The 25,174-nt window shown below is 71.2% G+C and carries 23 protein-coding genes; 14 read left to right on the top strand and 9 right to left on the bottom strand.

Annotated elements, in window-relative coordinates:
* Positions 1-199: 199 nt before the first annotated feature.
* Positions 200-802, bottom strand: coding sequence for a cysteine hydrolase family protein (locus ABFX46_RS13600; RefSeq protein WP_346042327.1), 603 nt, complete (start codon positions 800-802; stop codon positions 200-202).
* Positions 803-816: 14 nt separating this feature from the next.
* Positions 817-1,980, bottom strand: a complete 1,164-nt coding sequence (locus ABFX46_RS13605) for an acyl-CoA dehydrogenase family protein (RefSeq protein ID WP_346042329.1) — start codon at positions 1,978-1,980, stop codon at positions 817-819.
* Between the two features lie 176 nt (positions 1,981-2,156).
* Here ABFX46_RS13605 and ABFX46_RS13610 point away from each other — a divergent pair, with 176 nt between their 5' ends.
* Together ABFX46_RS13610 and ABFX46_RS13615 are read left to right on the top strand one after the other, a co-directional pair.
* On the top strand, positions 2,157-2,942 hold the full coding sequence (locus ABFX46_RS13610) for an enoyl-CoA hydratase/isomerase family protein (protein ID WP_346042330.1): 786 nt from the start codon (positions 2,157-2,159) through the stop codon (positions 2,940-2,942).
* On the top strand, positions 2,939-3,325 hold the full coding sequence (locus tag ABFX46_RS13615) for a hotdog family protein (protein ID WP_346042332.1): 387 nt from the start codon (positions 2,939-2,941) through the stop codon (positions 3,323-3,325). Before ABFX46_RS13610 ends, ABFX46_RS13615 begins: the two co-directional genes overlap by 4 nt.
* Here ABFX46_RS13615 and ABFX46_RS13620 read toward each other — a convergent pair.
* The gene (locus ABFX46_RS13620) at positions 3,306-4,175 is read right to left on the bottom strand and encodes an alpha/beta fold hydrolase (protein ID WP_346042334.1); all 870 of its coding nucleotides are present in this window, start codon (positions 4,173-4,175) and stop codon (positions 3,306-3,308) included. The genes ABFX46_RS13615 and ABFX46_RS13620 overlap by 20 nt on opposite strands.
* Before the next feature lie 157 nt (positions 4,176-4,332).
* On the opposite strand from ABFX46_RS13620, the gene ABFX46_RS13625 reads away from it, so the two are divergent.
* From ABFX46_RS13625 to ABFX46_RS13645, 5 genes are all read left to right on the top strand, one after another.
* Positions 4,333-4,806: an Hsp20/alpha crystallin family protein gene (locus ABFX46_RS13625; protein WP_346042336.1), complete on the top strand. Its 474-nt coding sequence runs from the start codon at positions 4,333-4,335 to the stop codon at positions 4,804-4,806.
* 119 nt (positions 4,807-4,925) lie between these two features.
* Positions 4,926-5,060 (top strand): hypothetical protein, encoded by a 135-nt coding sequence (locus tag ABFX46_RS13630; protein ID WP_346042337.1) that lies wholly within the window; start codon positions 4,926-4,928, stop codon positions 5,058-5,060.
* Positions 5,061-5,180: 120 nt separating this feature from the next.
* Positions 5,181-5,981, top strand: a complete 801-nt coding sequence (locus ABFX46_RS13635; RefSeq protein WP_346042339.1) for a YggS family pyridoxal phosphate-dependent enzyme — start codon at positions 5,181-5,183, stop codon at positions 5,979-5,981.
* Between the two features lie 83 nt (positions 5,982-6,064).
* The gene (locus tag ABFX46_RS13640) at positions 6,065-6,748 is read left to right on the top strand and encodes an RNA-guided endonuclease InsQ/TnpB family protein (protein ID WP_346042340.1); all 684 of its coding nucleotides are present in this window, start codon (positions 6,065-6,067) and stop codon (positions 6,746-6,748) included.
* Entirely contained in the window at positions 6,738-7,181 is a 444-nt protein-coding gene (locus ABFX46_RS13645) for an RNA-guided endonuclease TnpB family protein (RefSeq protein WP_346042705.1), read from the top strand. The genes ABFX46_RS13640 and ABFX46_RS13645 overlap by 11 nt, the downstream gene beginning before the upstream one ends.
* Positions 7,182-7,487: 306 nt before the next feature.
* On the opposite strand, the gene ABFX46_RS13650 is transcribed toward ABFX46_RS13645, so the two are convergent.
* Entirely contained in the window at positions 7,488-11,879 is a 4,392-nt protein-coding gene (locus ABFX46_RS13650; protein ID WP_346042342.1) for an nSTAND1 domain-containing NTPase, read from the bottom strand.
* Positions 11,880-12,256: 377 nt separating this feature from the next.
* Between ABFX46_RS13650 and ABFX46_RS13655 the strand changes: the two genes are divergently transcribed.
* The 4 genes from ABFX46_RS13655 (at position 12,257) to ABFX46_RS13670 (ending at position 16,801) form a co-directional block, all read left to right on the top strand.
* Complete coding sequence (locus tag ABFX46_RS13655; RefSeq protein WP_346042344.1) at positions 12,257-12,433, top strand: hypothetical protein; 177 nt, start codon at positions 12,257-12,259, stop codon at positions 12,431-12,433.
* Between the two features lie 86 nt (positions 12,434-12,519).
* Positions 12,520-13,524, top strand: coding sequence for an MvdC/MvdD family ATP grasp protein (locus ABFX46_RS13660; RefSeq protein WP_346042346.1), 1,005 nt, complete (start codon positions 12,520-12,522; stop codon positions 13,522-13,524).
* The gene (locus ABFX46_RS13665; RefSeq protein WP_346042348.1) at positions 13,521-14,615 is read left to right on the top strand and encodes a TIGR04500 family putative peptide maturation system protein; all 1,095 of its coding nucleotides are present in this window, start codon (positions 13,521-13,523) and stop codon (positions 14,613-14,615) included. The genes ABFX46_RS13660 and ABFX46_RS13665 overlap by 4 nt, the downstream gene beginning before the upstream one ends.
* Positions 14,600-16,801, top strand: a complete 2,202-nt coding sequence (locus ABFX46_RS13670) for a peptidase domain-containing ABC transporter (protein ID WP_346042349.1) — start codon at positions 14,600-14,602, stop codon at positions 16,799-16,801. The genes ABFX46_RS13665 and ABFX46_RS13670 overlap by 16 nt, the downstream gene beginning before the upstream one ends.
* Here the strand turns inward: ABFX46_RS13670 and ABFX46_RS13675 are convergent.
* On the bottom strand, positions 16,788-19,418 hold the full coding sequence (locus ABFX46_RS13675; protein WP_346042351.1) for a helix-turn-helix transcriptional regulator: 2,631 nt from the start codon (positions 19,416-19,418) through the stop codon (positions 16,788-16,790). The two genes, ABFX46_RS13670 and ABFX46_RS13675, sit on opposite strands and share 14 nt — an antisense overlap.
* Before the next feature lie 364 nt (positions 19,419-19,782).
* Here ABFX46_RS13675 and ABFX46_RS13680 point away from each other — a divergent pair, with 364 nt between their 5' ends.
* Positions 19,783-20,799, top strand: coding sequence for a TIGR03617 family F420-dependent LLM class oxidoreductase (locus ABFX46_RS13680; RefSeq protein ID WP_346042352.1), 1,017 nt, complete (start codon positions 19,783-19,785; stop codon positions 20,797-20,799).
* Positions 20,800-20,895: 96 nt separating this feature from the next.
* Here the strand turns inward: ABFX46_RS13680 and ABFX46_RS13685 are convergent, their stop codons facing one another.
* The 3 genes from ABFX46_RS13685 to ABFX46_RS13695 are packed head-to-tail and all read right to left on the bottom strand — an operon-like array spanning position 20,896 to position 22,863.
* Positions 20,896-21,309, bottom strand: coding sequence for a RidA family protein (locus ABFX46_RS13685; RefSeq protein WP_346042354.1), 414 nt, complete (start codon positions 21,307-21,309; stop codon positions 20,896-20,898).
* Positions 21,306-22,037, bottom strand: a complete 732-nt coding sequence (locus ABFX46_RS13690; protein ID WP_346042355.1) for an alpha/beta fold hydrolase — start codon at positions 22,035-22,037, stop codon at positions 21,306-21,308. Before ABFX46_RS13690 ends, ABFX46_RS13685 begins: the two co-directional genes overlap by 4 nt.
* Positions 22,024-22,863 carry a class II aldolase/adducin family protein gene (locus ABFX46_RS13695; protein ID WP_346042357.1) on the bottom strand — a complete coding sequence of 280 codons (840 nt, stop codon included), beginning with the start codon at positions 22,861-22,863 and terminating at the stop codon, positions 22,024-22,026. The genes ABFX46_RS13690 and ABFX46_RS13695 overlap by 14 nt, the downstream gene beginning before the upstream one ends.
* Here ABFX46_RS13695 and ABFX46_RS43505 point away from each other — a divergent pair.
* Positions 22,760-23,299, top strand: a complete 540-nt coding sequence (locus ABFX46_RS43505) for a helix-turn-helix domain-containing protein (RefSeq protein ID WP_428831251.1) — start codon at positions 22,760-22,762, stop codon at positions 23,297-23,299. The genes ABFX46_RS13695 and ABFX46_RS43505 overlap by 104 nt on opposite strands.
* Positions 23,300-23,329: 30 nt before the next feature.
* On the opposite strand, the gene ABFX46_RS13705 is transcribed toward ABFX46_RS43505, so the two are convergent.
* A complete protein-coding gene (locus ABFX46_RS13705; protein WP_346042359.1) occupies positions 23,330-23,938 on the bottom strand; it encodes a TetR/AcrR family transcriptional regulator C-terminal domain-containing protein in 609 nt (202 codons plus the stop codon).
* 36 nt (positions 23,939-23,974) lie between these two features.
* Here ABFX46_RS13705 and ABFX46_RS13710 point away from each other — a divergent pair, with 36 nt between their 5' ends.
* Positions 23,975-25,171, top strand: coding sequence for an FAD-dependent monooxygenase (locus ABFX46_RS13710; RefSeq protein ID WP_346042360.1), 1,197 nt, complete (start codon positions 23,975-23,977; stop codon positions 25,169-25,171).
* Positions 25,172-25,174: the final 3 nt, after the last annotated feature.

Raw genomic sequence — 25,174 nt, forward strand, 5'->3', positions numbered from 1 at the left:
GTCCGCGCCCGCCTCGCCGGCTACAAGGCGCCGAAGGTCTGGGAGGCGGTGGACGAGCTGCCGAAGAACTCCAACGGCAAGATCCTCAAGCGCGTCCTCCGCGACACCTACGGCTCGTGAACCCCGGGCATGTGAACCCGGGGTGCGCCGTCCCGCTCGGCTGCTGAGAAGGGGACGGCGCACCCCGGGCGGATCGGGGTCAGGACCACGCGGCCAGGACGTCGTCCATCGTGGTGATCCAGCCGAAGAGGAAGCCGATGCCGGTCAGCGCGTGCTCGTGGCGCGCCTCGTCGAACTCGGCGGTCGCGTCGCGGACCACGTGGACGTAGTAGTCGCGCTGGCCCGCGTCCCGCGCCGTCGTCTCCACGCAGATGTTGGTGGTCACCCCGCACAGGACCAGCGAGCGGACGCCGAGCGCGGTGAGCACCGGCTCCAGGCGGGTGCCGTAGAACGAGCTGGGCCGCGACTTGTCGATGACGATCTCGCCCTCGGCCGGCGCCAGCTCGTCGATGATCTCGGCGTCCCAGCTGCCGTCCGCGAGCGAGCCGACCTCCTTCATCGCCGGGACGATGTGGTTGGGCAGGATGCCCCCGTCGGCGTAGCCGGGCTGGAACACGTACCGGGTGAAGATGACCGGGACGCCGGCCGCGCGCGCCGCGTCGACGAGCGTCCGGCAGCCCGCGATGGCCGGGCGCAGCGCCTGGTGCGGCAGCCCGACCGCGGCCATCGACCCCTTGTCGTCGAGGAAGCCGTTCTGCATGTCGATCACGAGCAGGGCGGTGCTCTCTCGCGTGATGTCCACCGGGACCTCCGGGCTCAGTAGCTTCTCGGCAGGCCGAGCGCCTCGCCGAGGATGTTGCGGACCATGTCGTTGCTGACGGGACTGAACAGCTGGAGCCGGGCGTCCCGGAAGTACATCTGCATCGCCGACTCCTCCGCGAGGCCCTGCGCCGCCATCGCCCGCATGCCGCGGTCGACGATGCGGGCGGTCGACTCGGCGGCGACGAGCTTGGCCATGCCGGTCAGCGCGGTCGCCGGCCGTCCGGCCTCGATGGCGCGGCCGGCGGCGTCCACCAGCGCCCGGGACGCCGACAGGTCGGCGAGCGAGTCCGCGGCGGCGTGCTGGAGCGCCTGGAAGCGTCCGATGGGGCCGCCGAACGCCTCGCGTTCCCGCAGGTGGGACAGGTGCAGGTCGAGCGCGGCGCGTCCGATGCCGAGGCTGATGCCGGCGGCGAGGACGCGCTCCACGTCCAGCGTCCGGCCGAGCAGCGCCAGCGCCCGGCCCCGCTCGCCGACGAGGTTCTCCAGCGGCGCTGCGGCGTCGTCGAAGTAGATCTCGCAGGTGCCGGCGGCGCGCATCCCGGCCAGGTGGACGCGGCGGACGGCGACGCCGGGCTGGTCGAGCGGAACCGCGATCACGCTGAGGCCGCGGCCCCGCCTGCCCTCCTCCGCCGGATCGGTGCGGCAGACCACGAACGCGACCTCGGCCTTGTGCGCCAGCGAGATCCAGAGCTTCTGCCCCCGCAGCACCCAGCGGCCGTCCTCGACCCGGGCGGCGGTGCGCAGGTTCAGCAGGTCGGTGCCGACATCGGGCTCGCTCATCCCGAACGAGCAGATCATCGCGCCGGACGCGATCGCGGGCAGCCAGGCGCGTGCGGGGCCGGTGGCATCGGCCAGCATCCGCATGGCCATCCCGCAGAGGACGTAGTCGACGGCGAGGCTCGGGAGGACCCGGGCGATCTCCTCCACGACGGCGACCGCGTCACCGACCGTCCCGCCGGACCCGCCGTCCGCCTCGTCACCGCCGAGCCCGAGCAGCCCGGCACCGCCGAGCGCCGACCAGACGTCCGCGGGAAAGCGCCCCTCACGATCCGAGGCGAGCGCCCGGTCGCGCGGCAGATGCCGGGCGAGCAGCGACTCGACCATCGCACGCAGGTCCCCGCGCTCGGTCGCCTCCTCGAACGGCCCAGTACTGAGCAAGCCCTCTCCTTCGCCGGGGTTGCAATAAATCTGAGGTATCCCGTGGCAAGATGTCAAGCACGCCGGACAAACCGTTGACAAGCCCTGACTCGGCAAGCCTATCCTTATGTCTGATGTATTCAGGGCGCCGACATGGGCGCCCGCAGACCGATCAAGCTGGAACGGGATCCGCGATCATGACCTCCGTCGATGTCCAGGTGGCCGGAACGGTCATGACCATCACGCTGAACGGCCCGGACCGCATGAACAGCCTGGATCCGGACACCCTCGACGGCCTGAACGCGGCCCTGGACGAGGCCGAGCGCGACACCGCGCTGACGTCCCTCGTGATCACGGGGACGGGCCGGGCGTTCTGCGTCGGGATGGACATCGACTTCCTGGGCGAGTGCTTCGCGGACCCGCCCAAGGTCTTCTTGCCCTTCATCCGCCGCTTCCACGAGTTCCTCGACCGGCTGGAGGCAAGCCCGCTCCCCAGCATCGCCGCGGTCAACGGCCTGGCCCGCGCGGGCGGCTTCGAACTGCTGCTGGCCTGCGACTTCGTCATCGCGGCCGATGAGGCGAAGGTCGGCGACACGCACAGCGACTTCGGCATCGTGCCCGGCGCCGGCGCGTCCCAGCGCGCGCCGCGCAAGCTCGGCGACCAGCGCGCCCGCGCGCTCCTGCTCGCCGGCCGCTGGCTGACCGGCCCGGAGATGGCCGACTGGGGCCTCGCCCTCGCAAGCGTCCCGGCGGCGGACCTCCCGGCCGAGGTGTCCCGCCTCACCGCCGCACTCGCCGACCGCTCCCGCACCGTCACCGGCATCATCAAGCGCCTCGTGAACGCCGCCCCGGACCTGACCCTCGCCGAGGGCCTCCGCCTGGAGCGCGAGTTGTTCACCCGCTTCCACGAAGAAGCAGCCGACGCCGACGAGGGCTACCGCGCCTACGTAGAGAAGCGCCGCCCGATCTGGAACCGCCGATGACCTCCGCGCTCACCACCCCGGCGATCGAGATAACCCAGCCCCTGATCGACAGCCTGATCGCCCTGGGCGGCTACACCCACCCCTTGTTCACCCCCGGCACCGGCGCACCGATGCCGGGCCAGGCCGTCCTCCTGCTGATGGGCGGCCTGGTAGAGCAGTCGGGCCTGCTGGACCACGCGATCGCCCTCCTAGAACTACGCGAGGTCCGCTTCCTGCAAATGCTGAAAGCGGACACGACCCTGCACGTAGAACTAACCCCAGGCAAAACCGACCAGACCTCAACCGGCAAACAGATCCAGCACTACACCTGGACGGCAATCAACGCCGCAGGCACCAAAATCCTAAAAGCCCAAGCCCTCATGCTCACCCACAGAGGGATGTGAGGATCGGCTCGGCGTGCGTCCACAGCAGCGCGCCGCCGGTTCCGGGCACCACGTTGCGCTGAGCCGTGGCCATGCGCGTGGCGAGGAGTGCTCCGTTGTCGGGTGAGTGGCTTGTGTCGTGCTCGCCGTACCAGATATCGACCGGAACGCTGATTCCGCCGAGCTCGAAGGGCCAGCGTCCCATGGCCAGGACGGTGTCGCGCGCGTAACCGGCGGCGCCTTGGGCGAAACCCTCGTTCAAGGCCCTGCGGTAGGCGGCCGCGAAGTCGGGATCCCGATACACGGAGAGGTCGCATTCCGGGCTTGCGGCCATGACCATGTCCCACATGGCCTCGGCGGTGAAGCCGGTGAAGAAGTCTTCGGCGCCGTCCGGGTCGGACGCGGTCCGCTCGACGAGACCGCGCAGATCCGCCGGCAGGACGGACGCGAACCGCGGCGCGGCGACCTCGTCCGCGCCGGAGACCACGGCCAGCGCCGATGCGACGCCCGCCTCGGCACAGGCGAGGGCGAACGGCGCGCCCTGCGAGTTGCCGACCACGGCCGGATCCCCCAGCCCTCGCAGCGCGCAGAACTGACGCATGTCGGCGGCGAAGCCCGAGAAGGTCCGCCCTGGTGCGGGCGTGGAGACGCCGAGCCCGGGACGGTCGACGGAGACCAGCCGCACGCCGAGCGCCTCGACGACACCTCCGCCGAAGCCGAGCCACCGGCTTGTGGCGGCACCAGGACAGAGCAGAACGGGTATCCCGTCCGGCAGTCCCCACTCCGCCCATCCGAGCGACCGCCCATCGGACAGCCGCACCTCGCCCAGCCGGGCGGGATCACCGACCTGAACAGCCATGGCCGACAGCATGGCCACTCCGTCGCCGCCCGCGCATCCGCATTTCGAGGCGCCGTGCCGGAGCACCCGCTGCACCGGTGCTGAACTTCGCCGCGCTTCCCGGGAATTGAGTCGGGTCGACTCAGGTTTAATGAGTCAGAGGACGCAGGAGCGAGATGAGGAGATCGAGATGGGCAGTCTGACACTCTGGCAGCGGGACCCGTTCACCGAGTTCGACGCGCTGGTGCGGCGCACCTTCGCGCCCTACCGCGCTGAGGAGCGGTTCGCCGGGTTCGTTCCGACCGCCGAGGTGGTGCGGGACGGGCAGGACGCCGTGGTCGGCCTCGACCTGCCGGGGCTGGACGCCGCCGCGGACGTCGCGGTCGAGGTCGAGTCGGGCCGGCTGGTCGTGCGCGGTGAGCGCCGTGACGAGCGGACGGGCGAGCGCGGCCGCCGCGAGGTGCGCTACGGCTCCTTCCGCCGCGAGTTCGTGCTCCCCGAGCACGTCACCGCCGACGCCGTCACCGCGGACTACGACGCGGGCGTGCTGAAGGTCCGGGTCGCGGGAGCGTTCGCGGAGACCCAGCCCCGCCGCGTCGCCGTCACGGTCGGCGGACGTCCCGCCGTGCCCGAGGGCGAGGACACGGCCGAGCAGGACGCCTGATCAGAACGGGTTCCCTTCGTTGCCGCGGGCTCGCCGCCACCTGGGCGGCGAGCCCGCGCTTCGCATCCGAAGGATTGGCCGGGGCCGCGCCGACCGCCCGCCAGGCTTCGTGATCACCAATGTCTGTCGAGGTCGAGCAGATGGGCTTCGCCTTGGCCGTCGCGGTCGCCGTGGACGCCACGCTCGTCCGCTTCGTCGTCGTACCGAGCCCCATCCGCCTGACCGGATGCGCCAACTGGTCGCTCCCCACCTGACTCGACCGTGTCCTGCTGGGGGGAGGGGCATTCCAGGCGCGTTCCGGTCATCGGGGACGATGGGCAGGAGGTCGCCGCGGTCGCGGAGTCACCGTTGGACATTGAGCAGAGGAAGGGCGGATGAGCGATCCATCCCAGTACCCGCAGGCGGAGAGCGTCGCTGACTTCGCCCGGAATATCGCCGGGGTGCGCGCACGCATCGATGCGGCGGCGGAGCGTGCCGGGCGCGGCGGTGCGGAGGTGCGGTTGCTGCCGGTCAGCAAGACCGTCCCCGAGGAGCGGATCCGCCTGGCCGTCGAGGCGGGCTGCCGCGTCCTCGGGGAGAACAAGGTCCAGGAGGCCAAGCGCAAGTGGCGGAACCTCGCCGACCTGGACGTGTCCTGGTCGGTGATCGGCCACCTGCAGACCAACAAGGCCAAGGACGTCGCCGCCTTCGCCGCCGAGTTCCAGGCCCTCGACAACGTGCGCGCCGCCGAGGCCCTGGACCGCAGGCTCCAGGCCGCCGGCCGGGGGCTGGACGTGTTCGTGCAGGTGAACACCTCCGCTGAGGAGTCCAAGTACGGCCTGCCGCCGGACGAACTGCTCGGTTTCCTGAAGCGGCTGCCGGATTATGGAGCGCTGCGCGTCCGGGGCCTGATGACCCTCGCCGTCTTCACCCCGGACACCGAGCGGGTCCGGGAGTGCTTCCGCCTGCTGCGCACCCTCCGCGACCAGGCCCGCGACCTCGGGCTCGCCGGCCCGGGAGAGCTGTCGATGGGGATGTCGGGCGACTACGAGACCGCCGTGGAGGAGGGCGCCACCGTCGTCCGCGTCGGCCAGGCGATCTTCGGTGCCCGGCCCCTCCCGGACGCCCACTACTGGCCCGGAGCCGCGCCGCCGCCCATCGCCAACGCGCACTCCGGAGAGCGGGAGGCCCCGTGAGCACGTCTCGGCAGCCGAACGCCAACCTGCGCGCCTCGTTCCGCCGACCCGACAGTAGCTTAAAGTATTGACAATATTACGGAATGCAGTTTCGGTATGTGTTCCGTCTCTACCCCACCGCCGGGCAGCGGCAGGCCCTGGCACGGGCGTTCGGCTGCGCCCGCGTGGCCTACAACGACGCGTTGCGGGCGCGGGAGGACGCCCGCCGGGCGGGTCTGCCGTTTGTGCGGGCGGCGGAGTTGTCGGCGGGGCTGACGGCGGCGAAGAAGACGCCGGAGCGCCGCTGGCTGGGCGAGGTGTCGGCGGTGGTGCTGCAGCAGTCGCTGCGGGACCTGGAGGCGGCCTACCGGGCGTTCTTCGACGGCCTGGCCGGCAAACGCCCCCGGACGGGGGCGCCGAGGTTCAAGTCCCGCAAGGACGCCCGGCAGGCGATCCGGTTCACCGCCAACGCCCGCCGGCAGATCACCGAAGGCGGCGAACTCGCGCTGCCCAAGGTCGACGACGTGACGGTGCGGTGGTCGCGGTGGCTGCCGTGCACGCCCTCGACCGCGACCGTGATCAAGGACGCCGCCGGACGGTACTTCGCATCGTTCGTCGTGGAGACCACCGACGTGCAAGACCCGCCCGACACGACGGCCGAGGTCGGGATCGACCTGGGGCTGGGGCATTTCGCCGTGCTGTCGGACGGCCGCAAGATCGGCTCTCCCCGGTTCCTGCGCCCGCGCCGAGGAGAAGCTGAAGAAGGCCCAGCAGGCGCTGTCGCGTAAGGAGAAGGGATCTGTCAACCGGGCCAAGGCACGCCTGAAAGTCGCCCGCGCGCATGCGAAGGTCGCCGATGCGCGCCGCGAGGTCCACTACCAGCTGTCCACGGCACTGGTCCGCGACAACCAAGCGGTCTACGTGGAGACACTGTGCGTGAAGGGACTGGCGCGCACCCACCTGGCCAAGTCGGTGCACGACGCGGGCTGGTCGGCATTCGTGACCATGCTGGAGTACAAGACACGGCGGTACAGCCGGACGTTCGCGAGGGCGGACCGGGCGTTCGCGTCCTCGCAGATCTGCTCGGACTGCCGGCACCGTGACGGCCCCAAACCTCTGCACGTCCGGCACTGGACGTGCGTGCGGTGCGGGGCCGGGCACGACCGGGACGTCAACGCCGCCCGCAACATCCTGGACGAAGGGCGCCGCATCACCCGGTGATGCTCTGCTGGTCGCCGCTGGACGGAAACCCCCGGGCACCCCTGGGGGAGGCGGAGACCCTAAACGCCTGATGGAGGGCAGGTAAGACCCCGACTCCGGTCGTGGGCAGGCCCGTTGAAGCAGGAAGCCACGGAAGTGACCGCACCCTGAACAGTGCGGCACAGGCCGAATCCCCGGCCTTCAGGCTGGGGAGCGCGTCAAACGGGCCGTCCCGCGATGATGGCGGAGCGGTTCGTCGCGTGCCCGTTCGCGGAACCGGGCGCCCGCATGTATGGGAAGGGCGACCTGGTCCGCTGGACCGCGCGGCTACCTTCGTGCGCAAATGTCCCGATAGTCGATACCGGCTGGAACGTATTGGCGCCATTCGTCCCGGCTGAGGGGGCTGCCTGCCATCGCGCAGGCCGCGGCCTCGGGATCCCGTGGTACGGCGATGTTCCAGTGTCCCACGGTAAGGCTGTCATCGGATTCATTATCTTCTCCGGTAACCAAGGAGTTGGAGTCCGGGAAGGCCAGAAACTTTACGTCGCCCACGCTGGCGAGCGTTGCGCCGATCTGACTCTGAGTGGCGGTGTCCCACAGTTTGACCTGAGCGCCCTCGGCAACCTCGTCGGGCAGTGTTCCCCCATCATCACCGCTGGCCAGTGTACTTCCATCGGGACTGAAGGCCATGGATATCACCATTCCGGCGTGTCCGGTGATGGGTAGGCCCTTTTGCCTCCATTTGCGGGTGTCCCACAAAATGATCGTCTTCTTGCCGCCGATCGCCAGCGTCCTGCCGTCGGGACTGAAGGCGAGTGCGGTGACTCCTCCGGAGGGGATGTTGTCGGGTGAGCGGATTTCATCGCCGTCCGAGACGTCATAGGTCTTGAGGGTCTTACCGAAACCGACGACCAGCGCCTTACTGTCGGCAGTGAAGGCAAGGGCTCTCACTGCCTGATTTGGTTTCGAAAGCGGCGACTCATTTTTCAGAGCCCGGTTATCCACATCCCACAACTGCACCTTGCCGTCTTGATTTGTGACGGTTGCCAAGGTGTGCCCGTCCGGACTGAAGGCTGCCTTTGTTATCGTGTCGTCCAGACCACTGTCGAGAACGAACCGGTCACCGGTACCGGTACCCTGCTTCCAGATTTCGATTCTGCGGTCTCCGCAACCAAGTGCGAAGATCTTTTTGTCCGCAGTTGCCGCGTACGGGTATCCACATTGAGTATTACCCGGTTTCGGGATGAGTTCATTTTTACTCCTGTCGATCGCGTCCCAGAGTTGAAGAAGTACTCGCTCACTTTCCTTGGTGCCGCTGATTACGGTTCGCCCATCCAGGCCCAAAGTATGTGTTCCCACCATCAGATGCTCAGGGTGTTTCCATGGCTGGTGGGTGCGAATATTCCACAGTCGAATCTTGGGTTGCCCAACGCCGACATCGATGGAGGCCACGGCGTCCTCGCCGACGAATGATGCAACTCGTGACGATGTCCAGACGCCCATGTCGATAGGCCCGACAAGTTCACCGCTCGCGACATCCCACAACTTGTTGTCGATGACGACGGACTCGCCGTCGGCACTGAATGGTCCCACCTTGCCGTCATCGGGATAGCCGCCCAGGGGAATGGGATTGGGGCGCGCCGGCCTGCCGGCATGGAGGTCGCGAATATAGGCGTATGCACCGTTTGAATCCGACCGCACTGTTACGGCATATCTGCCGCCACGGGGACTCAATGCCACTACATGCCCTTCTATTTCAACTTCCTTTCCGTTTCCGCCGGCGGTAAGGTCGAACAGTTTCAAGGTAGATCCATTGCTGGACTTCTTACTGATGGCCGCAGCCGTGGCGTCGGCGGCGATCGCGACCTGAGTGAAATAGGTCTTCGTATAGGGAATGTAGTTGCCGGGTGCAGGTGAGCCGTAGCCGTCAGATTTGGCGGTTCGTATTTTCCAGAGTCCGACGCCTTTGCCATCGTCGACGGCCAGGCTTTGCCCATCGGAACTGAAGGCCATCGACTCGAGCTTGGACGAAATGGGAAGGCCGCCCAGTTCTTTGCGGAGCTGCACGTTCCAGAAACGGATCTTGGATTTACTGTCGGTAGATTCTGCAACGGCAAGCGTTCGGCCGTCCGGGCTCAGCGCCACCACGATGCGCTCGGAGGCATTGAAAGCGTGCACCACGCCCTGTTGACGGTGCCTCCGGACGTCCCACAAGGCGACCGTGCCGTCATTGTTGCCGATTGCGAGTAGATGCCCCTTGAGGTCGGAGGCGAGTGTGACCGGCTCACCCTGGTATCCGTTCAGGACGTCTCGGGCGGCTTGGCCGAGAACGTTGCGTAGTGCGGCCCACCCCTCGGGCGTCTTCCGGACGCTCTGGGCGGCGACGGCCAACTGCGCCGCCTTGACGGGGTCGGTGCCGCTGGATTGCCGGCTCTGTGCGGCCAGCTGCCGCGCGGCCGCGATGTCGCGCTGCTCGGTGGCCTTCCGCTGGGAACTGACCGCCCATCCGGTGGCCGTCAGCGACAGTGCCGTGGCCGCCACGAGCATCAGGGCGACGGCTCGGATGCGGCGCCGGGTGCGGGTCTGGGCGCGAATGGAGACGTCCAGGAACTCGCGGCCGGCCGGTGGCAGGGCCGGGTGCCGGCCGGGGTCGCTTCGCCATCGGGCCTCGGCGTGCCGGACGGCGGCCAGGCGTTCCCCGCGGAACAGGTAGGACGAGGCCCGCTGGTGCGCATCCCATTCCCGCGTGGCCTCCAACAGCTGGTGGTAGAGGGCGTGGCCGGCCAGGTCGGCCTCCAGCCAACCGCGGAGCCGGGGCCAGGCGTGGAGCAGGACCTCATGGGCGATTTGCACGCCGGTGTCGTCGACGACGATGAGCCGCCGCAGGGCGAAGGCGTCCAGAGCGCGGCCGATGCCGGCGCGCTCGTCGGGGGTGCGGCCCTCGTCCAGGGCAGGACGGCCGGCTGTGCGGCGGGTGAGCGGTCCCTCGCCCGACACCGCGGTCAGCTGACGGAACATTCGCTGGGCAAGGTCCTGGTCGGCGGGTTCCAGGCTCCCGAAAGCCTCCTCCGCGCTGGTGGCCACCGCGCGGTTGACGCCGCCGGTCCGGGCATATCCGCGGCTGGTCAGCCGGTCGCCCTCGCGGTGCTCCCAGACCGTCAGCATCGCCTGCGACAGCAGCGGCAGTACCCCGGCCGTGTATCCGCCGCGGGCCGAGCGCACTTCGCTGAAGATGGCGTCGATGAGACCGGGCTCGATCTCCAGGCCGACGGCGTCGGCCGGTCCCGTGACCGCCCGCCGCAGGTTCCCGCCCGACATCGGCCCCAGCACGTAGGCCCCGTCCCGCAGTACCTCGGCCAGCTCGGGGTACTCGGCGCAGCGATCGATGAAGTCCCCCCGCACCACCGCCACGACCAGCGCCGCCGGCGCGCCCCCCGGCCCGACCGGGGTGGTCGCGGCGGCGTGCAGCGCGGTGATGAACGCCGCGCGCTCGGCCGCCGCCCCATCGTGGTCGTGCCGCTGCTCCTGCCCGGATCGTTCCAGGACGTCATCGAGCGTGAAGATCTCCTCGAACTGGTCCACCAGCAGCACGAGCCGCGCACGGCTCACGGCCGTCTCGGGCAGTCCGCGGCGGCGTGCGTCGGTCTCGACGGCCTGGCGCACCAGCAGGTGCGCCCGCTCCGGTTGCGCGGTCAACCGGTCCAGCACCGTCGCGACGTCGACCCCCGCGAGGCCGGCCAGCACCATCGCGAGCTGCACGAGCGGAGTTCTCGTCGGCTGCGCCAGTACGCGCCGAGGCCACTCGGCGGCCTCGGGCGACAGTTCACCGCGTGCGATCGCCGGCAGTACTCCCGCGCGGAGCAGCGAGGACTTTCCGGCCCCCGAGGCGCCCGTGACGACCATCATTCCCGGGCCGGTCAGCCGCTGCGCCAGCCGGGCCACGACGCGGGCGGTGTCCTCTTCTCGCCCGTAGAAGATTCCGGCGTCGGTCTCGCCGAAGGCCACCAGCCCCCGGTACGGGCAGCCGCCCGGACCGGGGCCGGCCCGCCCCTCCCGATCGGGCGGAGCCTGCCGTCCCGGGCGCGTCCGCTGCTCGATCGCCGTGACCAGCTGCAGCAGCCGCCGGGTGTCGGCCGCCTGCCGGTAACCCAGATCCACCGCGGCCTGCACTTGGGCGCTCTGCTGCCGCAACTGCCCGCTCTGGTCTTCGATGCCCCGGCCGACCAGCTCCAACTGCTCGCGCACATCGGAAAGCACGAACCCGAACTCGCTGAAATCCTCTCCGACCCTCGCCAATCCTTCGGCCAGCCGTATCTGCAGTTCACGGTCACCCGATTCGACGGCGGCCTCGATCGCGACACCGACCGCTCCGACGGCCCGCAGCATTTCGGCGATCTCCGCGCGCAGCCCATCGGCCCGCTCCCCGCCGGCCTCCAGGATCTGCCGGATCCCCCGCTCCAGCTCCGCGGCCAGTTCCTCTTGCGAAGGCGGCGTCGAGCCACCGCCGCCCCCTACCCTCGCGACGCCCGCCTTCACCACGTCGGTCAGCACATTCCCGCCGACCGCCGTCACCGCCCCCACTCCGGCCGACACGACCGCCGTCCCGCCCACGCCCGAGGTCAGCAGCGGAGCGACTGCGCCCGACGCCAGTACCGACAGCAGAATCGGCGAGGACCACCGCCGTGCGCCCTCGCCCACCGAACCGGCCAAACGCGCCACCCGAGTTCGCACCCCGGTACGCATCAACCTCGATTGCTCGTCAGCCCGCCCCCCGGAGTCCATAAGCGGCGATTGTTCCTGACAGGATCCGGACAGATGCTGTTAAGAATTTTAGAGATACAGAACCGTGATCAAGACCGGCGCGCCACCCGGTACCCATTGCCGATCATCTACGCACCCGCAAGATTTGCACGGCCTCCGCCTTGCTCCAGAGGTGGAGGCCGTCATCACAATGATGGCCGGCGCCAGCGGTGTGACGTACGCCACACAAGTCTGAGTAGTCACTACTCAGGCGTCCGCCCGGGGTGCGCGGAGACCATTCGGAGCGAGAGCAGAGCGGTGCGGGTCCCGTGCCGCACGCTAGGAGGGAAGGAAAGATGAACAAGCTCCGGATCGATGATCTTGTCCCGGAGGACACCGGCGTCGTCGAGCTCGTCGGTGACGACGACCTCGACCTCATCGTCGGGGCGATGGCCCCGGGCTCGGGCTTCATGTGCTCCGTGACCAGCGGAGACGGGCCCGGCAAGCCCGCGGAGGAGTGCTTCCGGGTCTAGCGTCCGACACGAACCGGCGTGGCGCGCACCGGCGGGGATCGACCGGGCGCGCCACGACCTTTGCGATGTGGCCCTGGAGCGCTCACATGCTTTTGATCATCAGTAGTCCCGACGACGCCGGCACCATCGACTTCGTGCGCCCCAAGGTGGAGGCGCGCGGAATCCCGGTGCTCTGGTGGGACGAGGACCAGTACCCGGCGCACAGCCGGCTGACCGTCGAGATCGACGGCGGCGGCTGCCGGCAGATCCTGAAACACCGCGGCCGGACGTACGACCTGGCGGAGGTCACCGCCGTCTGGGACCGTCGCCCCAGCCCGATCCAGGTCGGCGACCTGGTGACCGACGAGGACTACCGGGCGCATGCCGAGCTGGTCGCCGGCCGCTTCCGCGACGGCTTCTGGGAGCTGCTGCCGGCGCGCTGGATGCCGGCCAAGCCCACTCGGTCGCTGCGGTCCGACAACAAGCTGGTCCACCTCGCCAAGGCCGCCGAACTCGGCTTCACCGTGCCGCAGACCCTCTTCACCAACGATCCGGACGAGCTGATCCCCGCCTGGAACCGCGCCGGCGGGCAGCTCATCAGCAAGTCGCTGACGTACAAGAACTTCTGGGTCTACGGCGAGCAGCACCTCATCTACACCACCCGGGTGCAGCGGCGCCACCTCGCCGGCCGGCACCGGATCCAGCACGCGCCGGTGATCCTCCAGCCCAACATCGCCAAGGCCGCCGAGCTGCGGGTGACGGTGGTGGGCGACCAGGTCTTCGCGGCCGAGATCGATTCGCAGTCCTCCCGGCTGACCGCGCAGGACTGGCGGCGCTACGACGACAACACGGTCGCCTACCGCGCCGTCGAGCTTCCCGGCGAGGTGGCCCGGCGCTGCCTGGACTTCATCTCCGCGCTCGGGCTGAACTTCGGGGCCATCGACCTCATCCGCCGCGAGGACGGAGAGTACGTCTTCCTCGAAGTGAACGTGAACGGGCAGTGGGGCTGGATCGAAACGCTCACCGGACTGCCGATCAGCGACGCGATCACCGATTGGCTGACCGCCGACGAACCCGTGACCCGGGACACGACCAAGGAGACAGTGCCGTGACCACCCCATCGGTAACGACAGCAGTCGCCGAAGCCGCCGAAGCCGCCGAAGCCGCCGAAGCCGCCGGTGAATTCGGCGCGGACGCCGAGTTCGGCGCCGATCTGGTCAGCGCGGTGGCGTTGCTGCGCCGGCTGCCCCGGCACCGGGACCGGGTCGGGGAGGCCCGGCGGATGGTCGCCGACTGGTCCGCCGCCCACCCGCGGCGCCGGCCCGAACTCGTCGTCGACGCCCCGCCGGGAGACCTGCGGACCGGCTACGACCTCGTGCTCGCCCACCCGGAGGGCGGGAACGTCGCCCTCACCGGGCAGACCGAGGACGGGGTCCCGTGGTCGATCGAGTACTCCACCCACTTCGCGGCCAACCGGCTGCTCAGCGTGAACGAGCGATCCCTTTCGGTACCGTCCGCGCTGTTCACGATCCGCGCCCTCAACCGGCGGGATCCCACCCTGCACCGGCAACTCGTCGACTACTGCCTCCTGTGGGACCAGGTGTTCGACGAGGACGTGGCGGCGACCGCCGAAGAGCTGGCGGCGGCCGCCGAGACGTTCCGCCGCGGCCGCGGCCTGCACAGCCGGGCGGCCACCCTCGCATGGCTGGCCGACGTCGGTCTCTCCGAACAGGCGTTCACCGCCCACATCGAGTTCGTCGCCCGCATCGAGCGGTTCCGGCGGGCCTTCAAGGCCGAGCACGCCGCCGACCGCCTGCGAGCCCGTCCGGCCGACTTCGACCGGGTCGACGCGGTCTGGGTGCGGGCGGCCGGCTCGACGGCACTGGACGACGTCGCGGCGGCGCGCACCCCGTCCGACCTGCTCGCCCGTCTCGGCCGGCGCACCGGGGACGCCGCAGAGATCGAGCTCACCATGGGCCGGCGCTGGGCGCTGGACCTGCCCGCACCGCTGCGCTCCCTCGCGGCGGGGGAGCTGGCCGGGCCGGTGCCGGACGAGGGGCAGGTCGTCCTCGGCGGCGTGCGGGGGCGGGAATCCGCCACCGAGGCGGATCCGGCGGCGCTGGCCCGCGCCGGTGACGCCGCGCTGACCGAGTGGCTCGCCGAGCAGCGGGCGAAGGCGGCGATCCGGTGGCACTGGTTGTGATCCGCCGGCTGCGGCCGCGCCGCCGGGTACCGCTGCGGACGCAACTGTCCGCGGGGGACTGCGCCGCCGCCTGCCTGGCCATGGTGCTGAGCGCCCACGGCCGGCGGACGTCCGTCATCGAGGCGCGGCGGCATCTCCCGTCGGACCGGGACGGCGCGTCCGCCCGCGAGCTGATCGGCGCCGGGCGGCACTTCGGGCTGGAGCTGCGCGCGTTCGCCGCGCCGGCGGCCGGCCTCACCCGGCTGCCGGGCCCGCTCATCGCCCACTGGGGGCAGAACCATTTCGTCGTCGTCGAGGACATCCGCGGCACGAAGGTGAGCATCGCCGACCCGGCCCTGGGCCGGCGCCGGCTGAGCCGCGCCGAGTTCACGGCCGGCTACAGCGGCGTCGTGCTCTCTGGGAAACCCGCCGGGAAGATGCCCCGCGGCTCCGACTCGACCTGGCGGACCGCCGCCCGTCTGCTCAGCGGGGTGCTCGGCAACTGGCCGCTGATCGCCGCCCTGGTCGCCGCGTCCCTCGTGGTGCAGCTGTTCCCGCTGCTGGTGGCGGGCGTCACCCGGGTGGTGGTCGACGGGACGACCGGCGGGAGCCTCCAGGAGATGCTGCTCCCGCTCACCGCGGCGGCGGCCGTCGGCTGGCTGGTCTTCACGGTCGTGAGCTGGCTGCGGTCGGTGCTGCTGATCCAGTTGCAGACCGGCGTGGCGGCCCGCCTGATGCGCCGCCTCGTCGGGCACACCTTCACCCTGCCCTTCCGCTTCTTCGACCAGCGCGGCTCCGGCGACCTGCTCACCCGCCTGTCCACCGCCTCGACGCTGCGCGACCTGGTGACGGAGCGGTCCCTCGCGTTCGGCATCGACTGCGTCACCGGCCTCGGATACCTGGCACTGCTCGCGTTCGCCTCCCCGCCGATCGCGCTCGCCGCCGCCGCCGTCGCGGCCCTGCAGGCGCTCATCGCGCTGCTGGCCGGGCGGGCGAGCGTCCAGCGCGTGCGCGACTCGCTGAACGCCCAGGCGCTGACGCAGAACACCCTGGTGGAGAGCCTCGGCGGGGTGGAGACGGTGATCGCCTGCGGGGCGGAGGAGGCCACCGTCACCCGCTGGCGGGCCCGCCATGACCGCGAGCTCGCGGCCGCCCGGCGCCGCGACCTGTTCCTCGCCGGAGTCCAGGCGCTCACCACCGCCGCGCAGACCGGCCTGGCCGTCGGGCTGCTGCTCGTCGTCGCCTACCAGCTGCCGACCTCGGCGCAGCTCGGCGAGCTGCTCGCCCTCGCCGCGCTCGCCGGTGCCGCGCTGGCCCCGCTGGGATCCCTGCTCACCACCGTCCAGCAGCTTCATGCCGCGATCGCCCACCTGGAACGCCTCGGCGACATCATGGACACACCGCCGACGCCGACCGGCCGGGTGCGGCTGCCCGGCGGCCTGCGGGGCCGCATCGAGGTGCGCGGCGCGAACTTCGGCTACCACCCCGCCCGCCCGGTCCTGCACGACATCACTCTGCGGATCGAACCGGGGCAGCGCGTCGCGATCGTCGGTCCGTCCGGCTCCGGCAAGACCACCCTCGGCCGCCTCCTGCTCGGCCTGCTCGAACCCACCGATGGGCAGATCAGCTACGACGGGGTGCCGCTGGAGCAGCTCGACCGCCGGCGGCTGCGCCGGCAGATGGGCATCGTCACCCAGCAGCCGTTCCTCTTCGACGGCACGATCGCCGACAACATCACCGCCGGGAAGGACCACTGCACCACCGAGCAGATCCATGCGGCGGTACGGGTCGCCGCGCTCACCGAGGACGTCATGGCCATGCCGATGGGGCTGCACACCACCGTCGGCGAGGCCGGCTCGCAGGTCTCCGGTGGCCAGCGGCAGCGGATCGCGCTGGCCCGCGCCGTCGTCCACCAGCCCAGCGTTCTGCTGCTCGACGAGCCGACATCGAGCCTGGACGCCCGTACCGAGGCGATGATCCAGGCGGGGCTCACCGCGCTCGGCTGCACGCAGGTGGTGATCGCGCATCGGCTCTCCACGATCCGGGACGCCGACCTCATCGTCGTCATCGACCGGGGGACGATCGTGGAACGGGGCACCCACGACGCGCTCGTCTCCCAGGGCGGCCGCTACGCCCGGCTCGTCCGCGAACAGCGGGAAGAGCGGGACCAGCGGGATCAGCGGGACGCGGTGGTCAGCGGACCATGAGGCCGTCCTCGGCGAGTGCCGCCGCCAGTTCCGTGCGGCGGCGGATACCGAGCTTGTCGTACGCCCGCTGGAGATGGTTCTCGACCGTACGGGGGGACACCGACAACGTCCGCGCGATCGTCGCGTTGTCCATCCCGCTCGCCGCCAGCTCGCTGACCTGCTGTTCCCGGCGGGTCAGCAGCGGCGCGGACTTCGGCGCGGGCAGCCACTCCGGCCACGTGCCCCGATGCTCGCCGAGCAGCCGCTGGGTGCGGCGAACCAGCGCGTTCACCTCCCGGCCGCCGTCGAACGTCGCGCCGGTGGCGGCGGCCTCCAACGCGAAGCCGCGATATCCGCGCTGCTCGAAGGCGGCGCTGACGCGGTTCATCTCGTGAAGATCCCGGTGGGCCAGCGCGGTGGCGTGGTCGGCGAGGAGGGTGAACATGTCCCCGTCGGTGCTCTCGGCGATCCGCCGAAGCCGGGCGGCCGTCGCCGGGGTGGGGTTGAGCCGCATGTCGACATGGAGGAACTCGGTGGCCATCAACACGTTGCCCACGGCCAGGGCCTCCGCCCCCCGGCGGCGCAGGACCGTGCCGGCGCCGCTGCGGTCCCCGGATATCACCAGTGCCCACACCTCACCGAAGGCGCCGTAGTCGGCCACCGACGGGGCGGCGCCGGCCGCACCGAGCCGGTCCAGGAACTCGCGGGCCTCGTCGATGAGGCCGAGTTCCGCGGCGATTCCGGCACTGAGCGCCAGGACGGTCTCCCGGAACCGGAACCGCGGGTGGCCGTCGGTCAGCGCCCGTGCCTCCCGCAACCATGTCGCGGCCTGCTCGGGCAGCCCCTGGTAGTAGGCGCAGATCCCACCGGCCAGTGCGACGAGGCCCACCCCGGCGGGCGAACCCTGCTCGACCGCGTCGTGGTAGTAGCGCTGCACCGTCTCGGCCGCCTGCGCCACCGCACCGGTCATGACCAGCGCGTGGACGTGGCAGGCCTGGGTCATCGCCCGCATCAGCGGCCACGCGCCGGGGAATTCGGTCGGGGCCGCGGACAGTTCCGCGATCGCCAGCGCCGGTCGGCCGGTGAAGAGCAGCAGCTGAGGCCGCAAGGGCGCGATCGCGCCGGCCAGGACCGGATCGTCCGGGAGACGGTCCGGCAGGAGGGCCACCATCTCGTTCGCCGCGTCGGCTCGGCCGTCGAAGACCGCGACGAGCGCTTCGGCGGCCAGCAGGTCGCCGGAGCCGTCCGCCGACGGCGCGGCCTTGGCTTCGGCGATCACCTCGAAGGCCCGTCGCGGCTCACGGAAACCCCAGAAGAAATTGACCGCCCGGAGGGCCGCCACGTTCGCCAGCGAAGCCGGATCGGTCAGCTCCCGGGCCGCCTCGGCCAGCCACCGCTCAGCCTCGACGTACTCGCCGCGGGCGACCAGCACCCGGCCGAGCCGCCAGGCCCCGGCCGGTGCGGAGACCTGGCGGGACAGCTGTTCCGCCACGGCCACATCCCGGTCGCGCAGGGCCTCGTCGGCCGCCGCCAGCACCTCGTCGTCGGGTACGTCCAACCGGGCGGCCAGCCGCCACCGCACCGCGCGGATCCGGTCGTCCGGCCCGCACGCCGTCATCGCGGTGGCGAGGTCGGTGCGGATCCGCCGGATCCGCAACGCTCCGGTGCGGGCGAGGACCGTGTGGGCGTGCAGCGGGTGGGCCACCCGGAGCAGCGGGACGCGAGCGGACTGGTCGAGCCGGACGAGCCGCCGATCCTCCAGCCGTTCGAGCACCGGCACCGCGACGAGCCGCTCGATCACGTCCAGCGGGGCCGAGCCGGCGACGGCCAGGTAGCGCAGCGCGTCCAGCTCCTCGGGCGAGAGCGCTTCGAGCACCGCCGCCGCGGTGTCGCTGAGATGGGCGCCGCCGATCGCGCCGCCACGCCAGGCCACGACGCCTTCCCGCGTCACCAGGGCGTCGCTGTCCACGGCACCGCAGAGCACCTCGCGCAGGAAGAGCGGGTTACCGCCGGTGATCCGCCACAGCCCGTCCAGGGTGAGCCCGTCCGCCGGAGCCCCGAGGACGGCCTCGACCAGGTCCTTCGTTCGCGGCCGGTCGAGCGGGGCGAGGTCGATCCGGGACCAGCGGCCCCAGCGCCGCAGCGCCTCGACCGGTGGCGCCGCGGCCGCCTCCGTGCGGGTGGCCATCAGCACCCGCGCGCCGGTGTGGACGACCAGCTTCTGGACGACCGCCGCCGACCCCTCGTCCAGCCAGCTCGCGTCATCGATGGCGATGACGGTCGCGCGTCCCGCCGCGGCCTTGAGCAGAGCGGCGGAAACGGCACCGAAGACCTCTGCCGAATCGTCCGGCGAGCCGTCCGCCTCCGGAAGGAGCTGGCGGACCGCTTCGAAGGGGAGGTCGCGGTCCGCCGGTGTGCAGGTGATCCGCGCGGTGTGGCACGAGCTGACGGCGCAACGGTGCAGAACGGCCTCGACGAGGCGGCTCTTGCCCACCCCGGTGTCGCCGGCGAGCAGCACCCCGTGCTGGCCGTCGGCGAGGAGCGGCCGGAGGATCGCCTCGACGTCCGGGCCCCGCCCGGTCAACGGCCACCGGCGCCGGACGTGGTGGGTGCGGATCGTCGTTGTCAGGTCGGGCATCAGGGCATCGGCCGTCCGTCGTGTCGGCGAAGCCCCCAGGGCTCGCCGCCCACCATTTCTCACATATACGTTTTTCCCGGCACCGAGACCAGGCATATGGAGCGTATCCGAAGCCCGTGACCTGCGGCTCCGGCAGTTCAGCCGGCATCGGGCCGCTCCGCCGCGTAGACGCTCTGTTGAGGACCTCCACCGTGCCGTGAGCCGCTCCGCGGACAGTGTGCTCTCGCTGTTGATGATCGAGCGGATGTGCGCGGAGGAGCGGGACAGCGAGGCGTCCAGCAGGGCCTGCAGCTCTTCGAGGTCTTCTCCTGCTGTATTCCTTGTTCCTTCGGACGCGGACGGCGCGCGGAACGGAGATCGCTCGATGAAACTCGATGTGCAACTGGACGGCCGGCCGGACGAGGCGGCGCAGCGGGCGCGGGCGCTGATCGCCGCTGGCGTGGACGGCCTGTTCACCTTCGAGGGCCCGCACGATGTGTTCCTGCCGCTGATCGTCGCGGCCGGTGCGTCGGAGGTACCGCCGACCGACCTGATGACCAACGTCGCGATCGCGATCCCGCGCAGCCCGATGCACCTCGCCACCGCGGCCTACGACCTGCAGCTGCTGAGCGGGGGCCGGTTCCGGCTCGGGCTGGGCTCGCAGATCAGGCCGCACATCGAGAACCGGTACGGCTCGACCTGGAGCAGGCCGGCCGCCCGGATGCGGGAGACGGTGCTCGCGGTGAAGGCGATCCTGAACTCCTGGCAGGACGGCACCCGGCTGGACTTTCGCGGCGAGTTCACCAAGCACACCCTGATGCCGCCGGCGTTCGTCCCCGGGCCGAACCCCTACGGCGTGCCCCCGGTCCTGCTCGGCGCGCTGGGACCGGTGATGACCCGGACCGCGGCGGAGGTCGCCGACGGGCTGCTGGTGATGCCGTTCCACAGTCACCGCCATTTCCGCGAGCGCACCCTCCCGGCCGTGGCCGAGGGCCTGGAGCGGTCGGGTCGCGAGCGGATCGAGGTGTACCCGCAGGCGATCGTCGCGATGGGCGGATCCCCCGCCGAGATCGAGGCCGCGAGCTTCGGCGTGAAGGGACTGCTGGCGTTCTACGGTTCGACTCCGGCGTACAGGCCCGTCCTGGACATCGAGGGCTGGGGAGATCTGCAGCCCGAGCTGAACGCGCTGTCCAAGACCGGCGACATCATGGGGATGATCGGCCTCATCGACGACACGATGATGCGAACCCTGGCGGTCGTCGGAACACCGGCCGAGTGCGCCGCCGAGATCAAGACCCGGTTCGGCGACGTGGCCGACCGCATCTGCGCCTACTTCCCCGGCTCGACCCACTCAGAAGAGACGATCGCCACCCTCGCGACAGAACTACGCAGAACACCCTGAACAGGCCCGCCCCGTCCTGGCGGCTCGGCGGCACCGACCCGCCGCGCCCACGTCAACGGAACGACCCTGCACTATGTCGCCGCCGGCCATGGGGTTTCAGGGCAGGAGGGCGGTCGCCTCCACTTCGATCAGCCAGCCGGGAAGGCCGAGGGCCTGCACGCCGAGGAGGGTGCTGGCGGCGAGCGGCCATGGGGCGCCGTAGACCTCCTTGGCCGCCTCGAAGATGATCGGCACCAGCTCCGGACGATGGTCGACGACGTAAATGTTGTGTCGGACCATGTCCACGGGAGCGGCGCCCACGCCTTCCAGAGCCAGTTTGACGTTGCGGAACGCCTGCCTGGCCTGCGCGGCGTGATCGCCGGGACCCACCAGTTCGCCGGACGCGTCGAGCGGAACCTGGCCGGCGAGGTAGGCGGTGCGGGCGGCCGGGGCGATCACGACGTGGGCGTACAGGTTCTGCACCGGCGGGCAGAGGGCGGGCGGGTCGACCCGTGCCAGGGAGGGGGTCATGGGGTGGTCTCCGTTCGGGCGGGCACGTCGGCGAGCAGCAGGTCCGCGAGGTCGGCGGGACGGCTTGCCTGGACGTAGTGGTGGGAGTCCAGCTCTGCGGTCGGGAGGCCGCGGGCCTGGAATTGGGCGGCGGTCTCGGCGAAGGCGTCGAAGCGCAGGCAGCGGACGAACATGCGGGGCAGGTCCGCGGCGGGCGGCGGGCCGGGCAGCGGCTCCCGGTGCGTCCGCAGCGGCATCGGGGTCGAGCCGGCGCGCAGCCATGCGGCGTCGCCGGGATCGTCCACGCCGATGGCGGCCGGATCGAGCGGCCGGGCGCTCTCCCCGCCCCCGGCCAGATCGGCGAAGACGTCGGCCAGCCAGGGCACGATGTCGAAGCAGGACTGCCCGGGCTCGGGCACGAAGGCGTCGATGTAGACGAGCGCGGACACCCGGTGGGAGGCGCGTCCGGCGACCCCGGTGATCACCATGCCGCCGTAACTGTGGCCGACCAGTGTCACGCGTTCCAGGTCCTCGCGCTCCAGGTGGCCGAGCAGGTCGTCGATGTGCGCGTGCAGGCCGATCCCGGCACCGCGCGGGTCGTCGCCGCGCTCGGCGAGGCCGGGCAGGGTGGGCGTGTGCACGTGGTGGCCGGCCGCTTCCAGCAGGGGAGTCAGCCGGGACCAGACCCACCCGCCGGCCCATGAGCCGTGCACCAGGACGTACGTCCGGCCCGGATCAGCCGAGGACATCGGGCTCCTCCTCGAAGATCAGCGACGACAGGAGCCGGAAGTTGTTGCGGGCCATGTTCGCGCTGCCGAACTGGCGGTGCGCCACCGCGGCCTCCTCGTCCGTCATGATCCGCGGCGTGCCGGCCGCCTCGGCCAGGAGTTGCATCTCGCAGGCGCGGTTCATGGCGATGAACCACCAGGCGGCCTCCTCCACGGTGCGGCCGACCGTCAGCAGGCCGTGGTGCCGCAGGATCGCGGCACGCGTCCCGCCGAGCCGGGCGGCGATCCGCCGGCCTTCGTCCTGCTCCAGGACCAGCCCCCGGTACTCGTCGAAGAGCACGTGGTCGCCCCAGAACGCGCACGACTCCTGGACGATCGGGTCGAGCGGGCGGTCCAGGGCCGCCCAGGCGCGGCTGTGGAGGGTGTGCGCGTGGGCGACGGCCACGACGTCGGGACGTGCGTCGTGGATGGACGAGTGGATCCAGAACGCGGCCTTGTTCGTGCGCCTCCTGCCGTGGACGATCCGGCCCTGGGCGTCGACGAGCAGCAGATCGCTCACCTTGATCTTGGAGAAGTGCACCGAGTAGGGGTTCACCCAGAAGTGGTCGGTCAGTTCCGGGTCGCGTGCCGTGATGTGCCCGGCGACCCCCTCGTCGTACCCGTATCGGGCGAAGATCCGGAACGCCGCGGCGAGCCGGCGCTTGCGGTGCAGCCGCTGCTCTTCGACGGCCAGGCTCCGCGAGTTGCGGCGCGAGCGCGGGCTGACCCTGACCGCGCTCGCCGAGCGGACCGGGATCTCCGCAGCGCATCTCTCCCGGATAGAGAAGGGCGGGCGCCAGCCGTCCATCGGGTCGCTGATCCAGCTCGCCCGGGCGTACGGCGTATCGCTGGGGGAGTTGGTCGGTGACGAGCGACCGCAGGAGCATCATGTCGTGCGGGGCGACACCGCACCCGTGCATCAGGGTCCCGATGGACCCTTCGCGACGATGACCGGCCTCGGCCCGCGCTCCGCCCTGGAGGCCGTACGGCTGGAGCTGGCGGGTGATCGCCCCCAGCGCACCGTCACCCACGCGGGCGAGGAATGGGTGTACGTGGTGCGCGGCAAGGTCGTCGCGCGTGTCGGCGGGGAAGACGTCACGCTGGCGACCGGGGACGCGCTGCACTTCGACGCGGCCGCCCGCCACTCGCTCTGGTCGGACGGCGGCCCCGCCACCGTCATCATCGTCTCCGCGCCCCCCGCGGCCGTGCGCGCTCCGCACAGTTCGGGACCAGGGCCCGCGTAGGCGGCCGACCCGGCGTAGTCGGCCGACGGCTCACGGCAGTCGTTCTGGCAGCCCGCGGGTGAGCAGGGCGAGGCCGAAGTCGAAGCGGTCCTCGAACGCCCCGTCGGCAAGATGGCCGATCACCCGGGTCAGCGCGGGATGCGCGTCCTGCGCCACCGCCGTGCGCAGTGTGTCGCCGACGGACGCCGGGGCGGCCTGCTCCTCCTGGGTGAGGCCGAGCGCGAAGTACACCGCCGTCCACGCCGTCCAGGCCGCTTCACGCTCACTCGTCCCACAGTCCAGCAGCGCGCTCACCAGGGCCTCCGCGATGCGCAGCGTGTGCTCCTCGGCGGCGTACGTCCCGGCCACCACCCTCGCGCCATCGCGGACGGACAGCAGCGCCCGCCGGTAGCGGCGCATCACCTCGCGGAATCGATCGGCCGGCCCGGGCGGCAACTCCTCGGCCGACACGCGTGCGACGATCGCTTCGGCCATCAGCTCCAGCAGCCGCGCCTTGGTCTTGACGTGCCACGAGATGGTGTTCATCCGGACGCCCATCCGCTCGGCCACCGCGCGCAGGCTGACCGCGTCCACACCCCCCTCGTCGAGCAGTGCGAGCGCCGCGACCACGATCTCCTGCTGCCGTCTCGTGTTCGCCACCGAAGCCCTTCCTCGCTGCCGGACGGGCACTTCGGGATGCTGGAGGACCGGCTCGACTTCCGGCCTCTGCCGACACGCCATCCGTACACGCTGTTCCTTCCGCAGGCGCGCACCGAAGAACTGCTGGAGAAGCACGCGGTCGGACTCGGCGCCCGCCTCCTTGCGGGACACACCGTCACCGGACTGGCGCACGGCGACGAGAGCGTCGAACTCGACGTCGAAGGCCCGGACGGGCGGCGGTACGCGATCGGCGCACGCTACGTCGTCGGGTGCGACGGGCCGGGGAGCACGGTACGGCGGGCCGCCGGCATCGCCTTCCCCGGCACCGATGCCACGGTGTACGGCTTCCTCGGCGACGTCCGCCTGGACGATCCGCCGCGGAGCCCCGCGCTATCGGCCCACACGCCCGACGGCGCCTTGATGGTCGTCCCCATGGCGGGCGGCCTCCACCGCATCGTCGGCGTCATGCCCGGCGGTTCCGGTGGCGAGCTCACCCTCGACGGGCTGCGCGGCAACGTGGCACGGATCCTCGGCCGCGACCTCGGCATGCGCGATCCGATCTGGCTCTCCACGTTCGGCAGCGCCTCCCGGCAGGCCGCCGAGTACCGGACGGGCCGGATCATGGTCGCCGGCGACGCCGCGCACATGCACTTCCCCACCGGCGGGGTGGGGCTCAACGTGGGCGTCCAGGACGCGATGAACCTCGGCTGGCGGCTCGCCGCAGTGGCCCGGGGCCGCGCCCCCGACGGCCTGCTCGACGAGTACCAGGCCGAACGCCACCCGGTGGGCGCGGACCTGCTGGAGAAGAGCAAGGCCCAGACCGCGCTGGTCACGGCCTTCACACCCGAAGGGCGAGCGCTGCGGGCCGTGCTCGGCGAACTCATCGCGGCACATCCCGACGTCTCACTGGACCTTGCCTCCCGCCTGGCCGCGCTGAACGTCGCCTACCCTCCGGCCGACCCCGATGCCCACCCGCTCACCGGTGCCCGCCTCCCCGACCTTCCGCTGCGCGACGGCCGCACGGTCTACGAGCTCCTCCATGACGCTCACCCCGTGCTGCTCGACCTGGGCGGGGGCGCCGACGGCATTCCCGCTGCGGTCGCGGAATCCGCCCGAGCACTGGAAGCGGTCACGCATGAAGGGGCGCTGGGCGACGATGCACCGCCGGAATGGCGCGACGTCCGCGCGGCCCTCATCCGTCCCGACGGCCACGCGCACTGGGTCGCCGCGTAATCG

The sequence above is a fragment of the Actinomadura chokoriensis genome, from assembly GCF_039529475.1.
In the GTDB taxonomy this organism is placed as follows: domain Bacteria; phylum Actinomycetota; class Actinomycetes; order Streptosporangiales; family Streptosporangiaceae; genus Spirillospora; species Spirillospora bangladeshensis.

Excerpts from the sequence above, each read along its gene's own strand:
- ABFX46_RS13690 (WP_346042355.1), bottom strand. The coding sequence starts at position 22,037 with ATGTCCTCGGCTGATCCGGGCCGGACGTACGTCCTGGTGCACGGCTCA.
- ABFX46_RS13675 (WP_346042351.1), bottom strand. The coding sequence starts at position 19,418 with ATGCCCGACCTGACAACGACGATCCGCACCCACCACGTCCGGCGCCGG.
- ABFX46_RS13625 (WP_346042336.1), top strand. The coding sequence starts at position 4,333 with ATGGGCAGTCTGACACTCTGGCAGCGGGACCCGTTCACCGAGTTCGAC.
- ABFX46_RS13695 (WP_346042357.1), bottom strand. The coding sequence starts at position 22,863 with ATGGACGGCTGGCGCCCGCCCTTCTCTATCCGGGAGAGATGCGCTGCG.
- ABFX46_RS13635 (WP_346042339.1), top strand. The coding sequence starts at position 5,181 with ATGAGCGATCCATCCCAGTACCCGCAGGCGGAGAGCGTCGCTGACTTC.
- ABFX46_RS13680 (WP_346042352.1), top strand. The coding sequence starts at position 19,783 with ATGAAACTCGATGTGCAACTGGACGGCCGGCCGGACGAGGCGGCGCAG.
- ABFX46_RS13620 (WP_346042334.1), bottom strand. The coding sequence starts at position 4,175 with ATGCTGTCGGCCATGGCTGTTCAGGTCGGTGATCCCGCCCGGCTGGGC.
- ABFX46_RS13710 (WP_346042360.1), top strand. The coding sequence starts at position 23,975 with ATGCTGGAGGACCGGCTCGACTTCCGGCCTCTGCCGACACGCCATCCG.
- ABFX46_RS13640 (WP_346042340.1), top strand. The coding sequence starts at position 6,065 with ATGCAGTTTCGGTATGTGTTCCGTCTCTACCCCACCGCCGGGCAGCGG.
- ABFX46_RS13630 (WP_346042337.1), top strand. The coding sequence starts at position 4,926 with ATGTCTGTCGAGGTCGAGCAGATGGGCTTCGCCTTGGCCGTCGCGGTC.
- ABFX46_RS13660 (WP_346042346.1), top strand. The coding sequence starts at position 12,520 with ATGCTTTTGATCATCAGTAGTCCCGACGACGCCGGCACCATCGACTTC.
- ABFX46_RS13685 (WP_346042354.1), bottom strand. The coding sequence starts at position 21,309 with ATGACCCCCTCCCTGGCACGGGTCGACCCGCCCGCCCTCTGCCCGCCG.
- ABFX46_RS13655 (WP_346042344.1), top strand. The coding sequence starts at position 12,257 with ATGAACAAGCTCCGGATCGATGATCTTGTCCCGGAGGACACCGGCGTC.
- ABFX46_RS13615 (WP_346042332.1), top strand. The coding sequence starts at position 2,939 with ATGACCTCCGCGCTCACCACCCCGGCGATCGAGATAACCCAGCCCCTG.
- ABFX46_RS13610 (WP_346042330.1), top strand. The coding sequence starts at position 2,157 with ATGACCTCCGTCGATGTCCAGGTGGCCGGAACGGTCATGACCATCACG.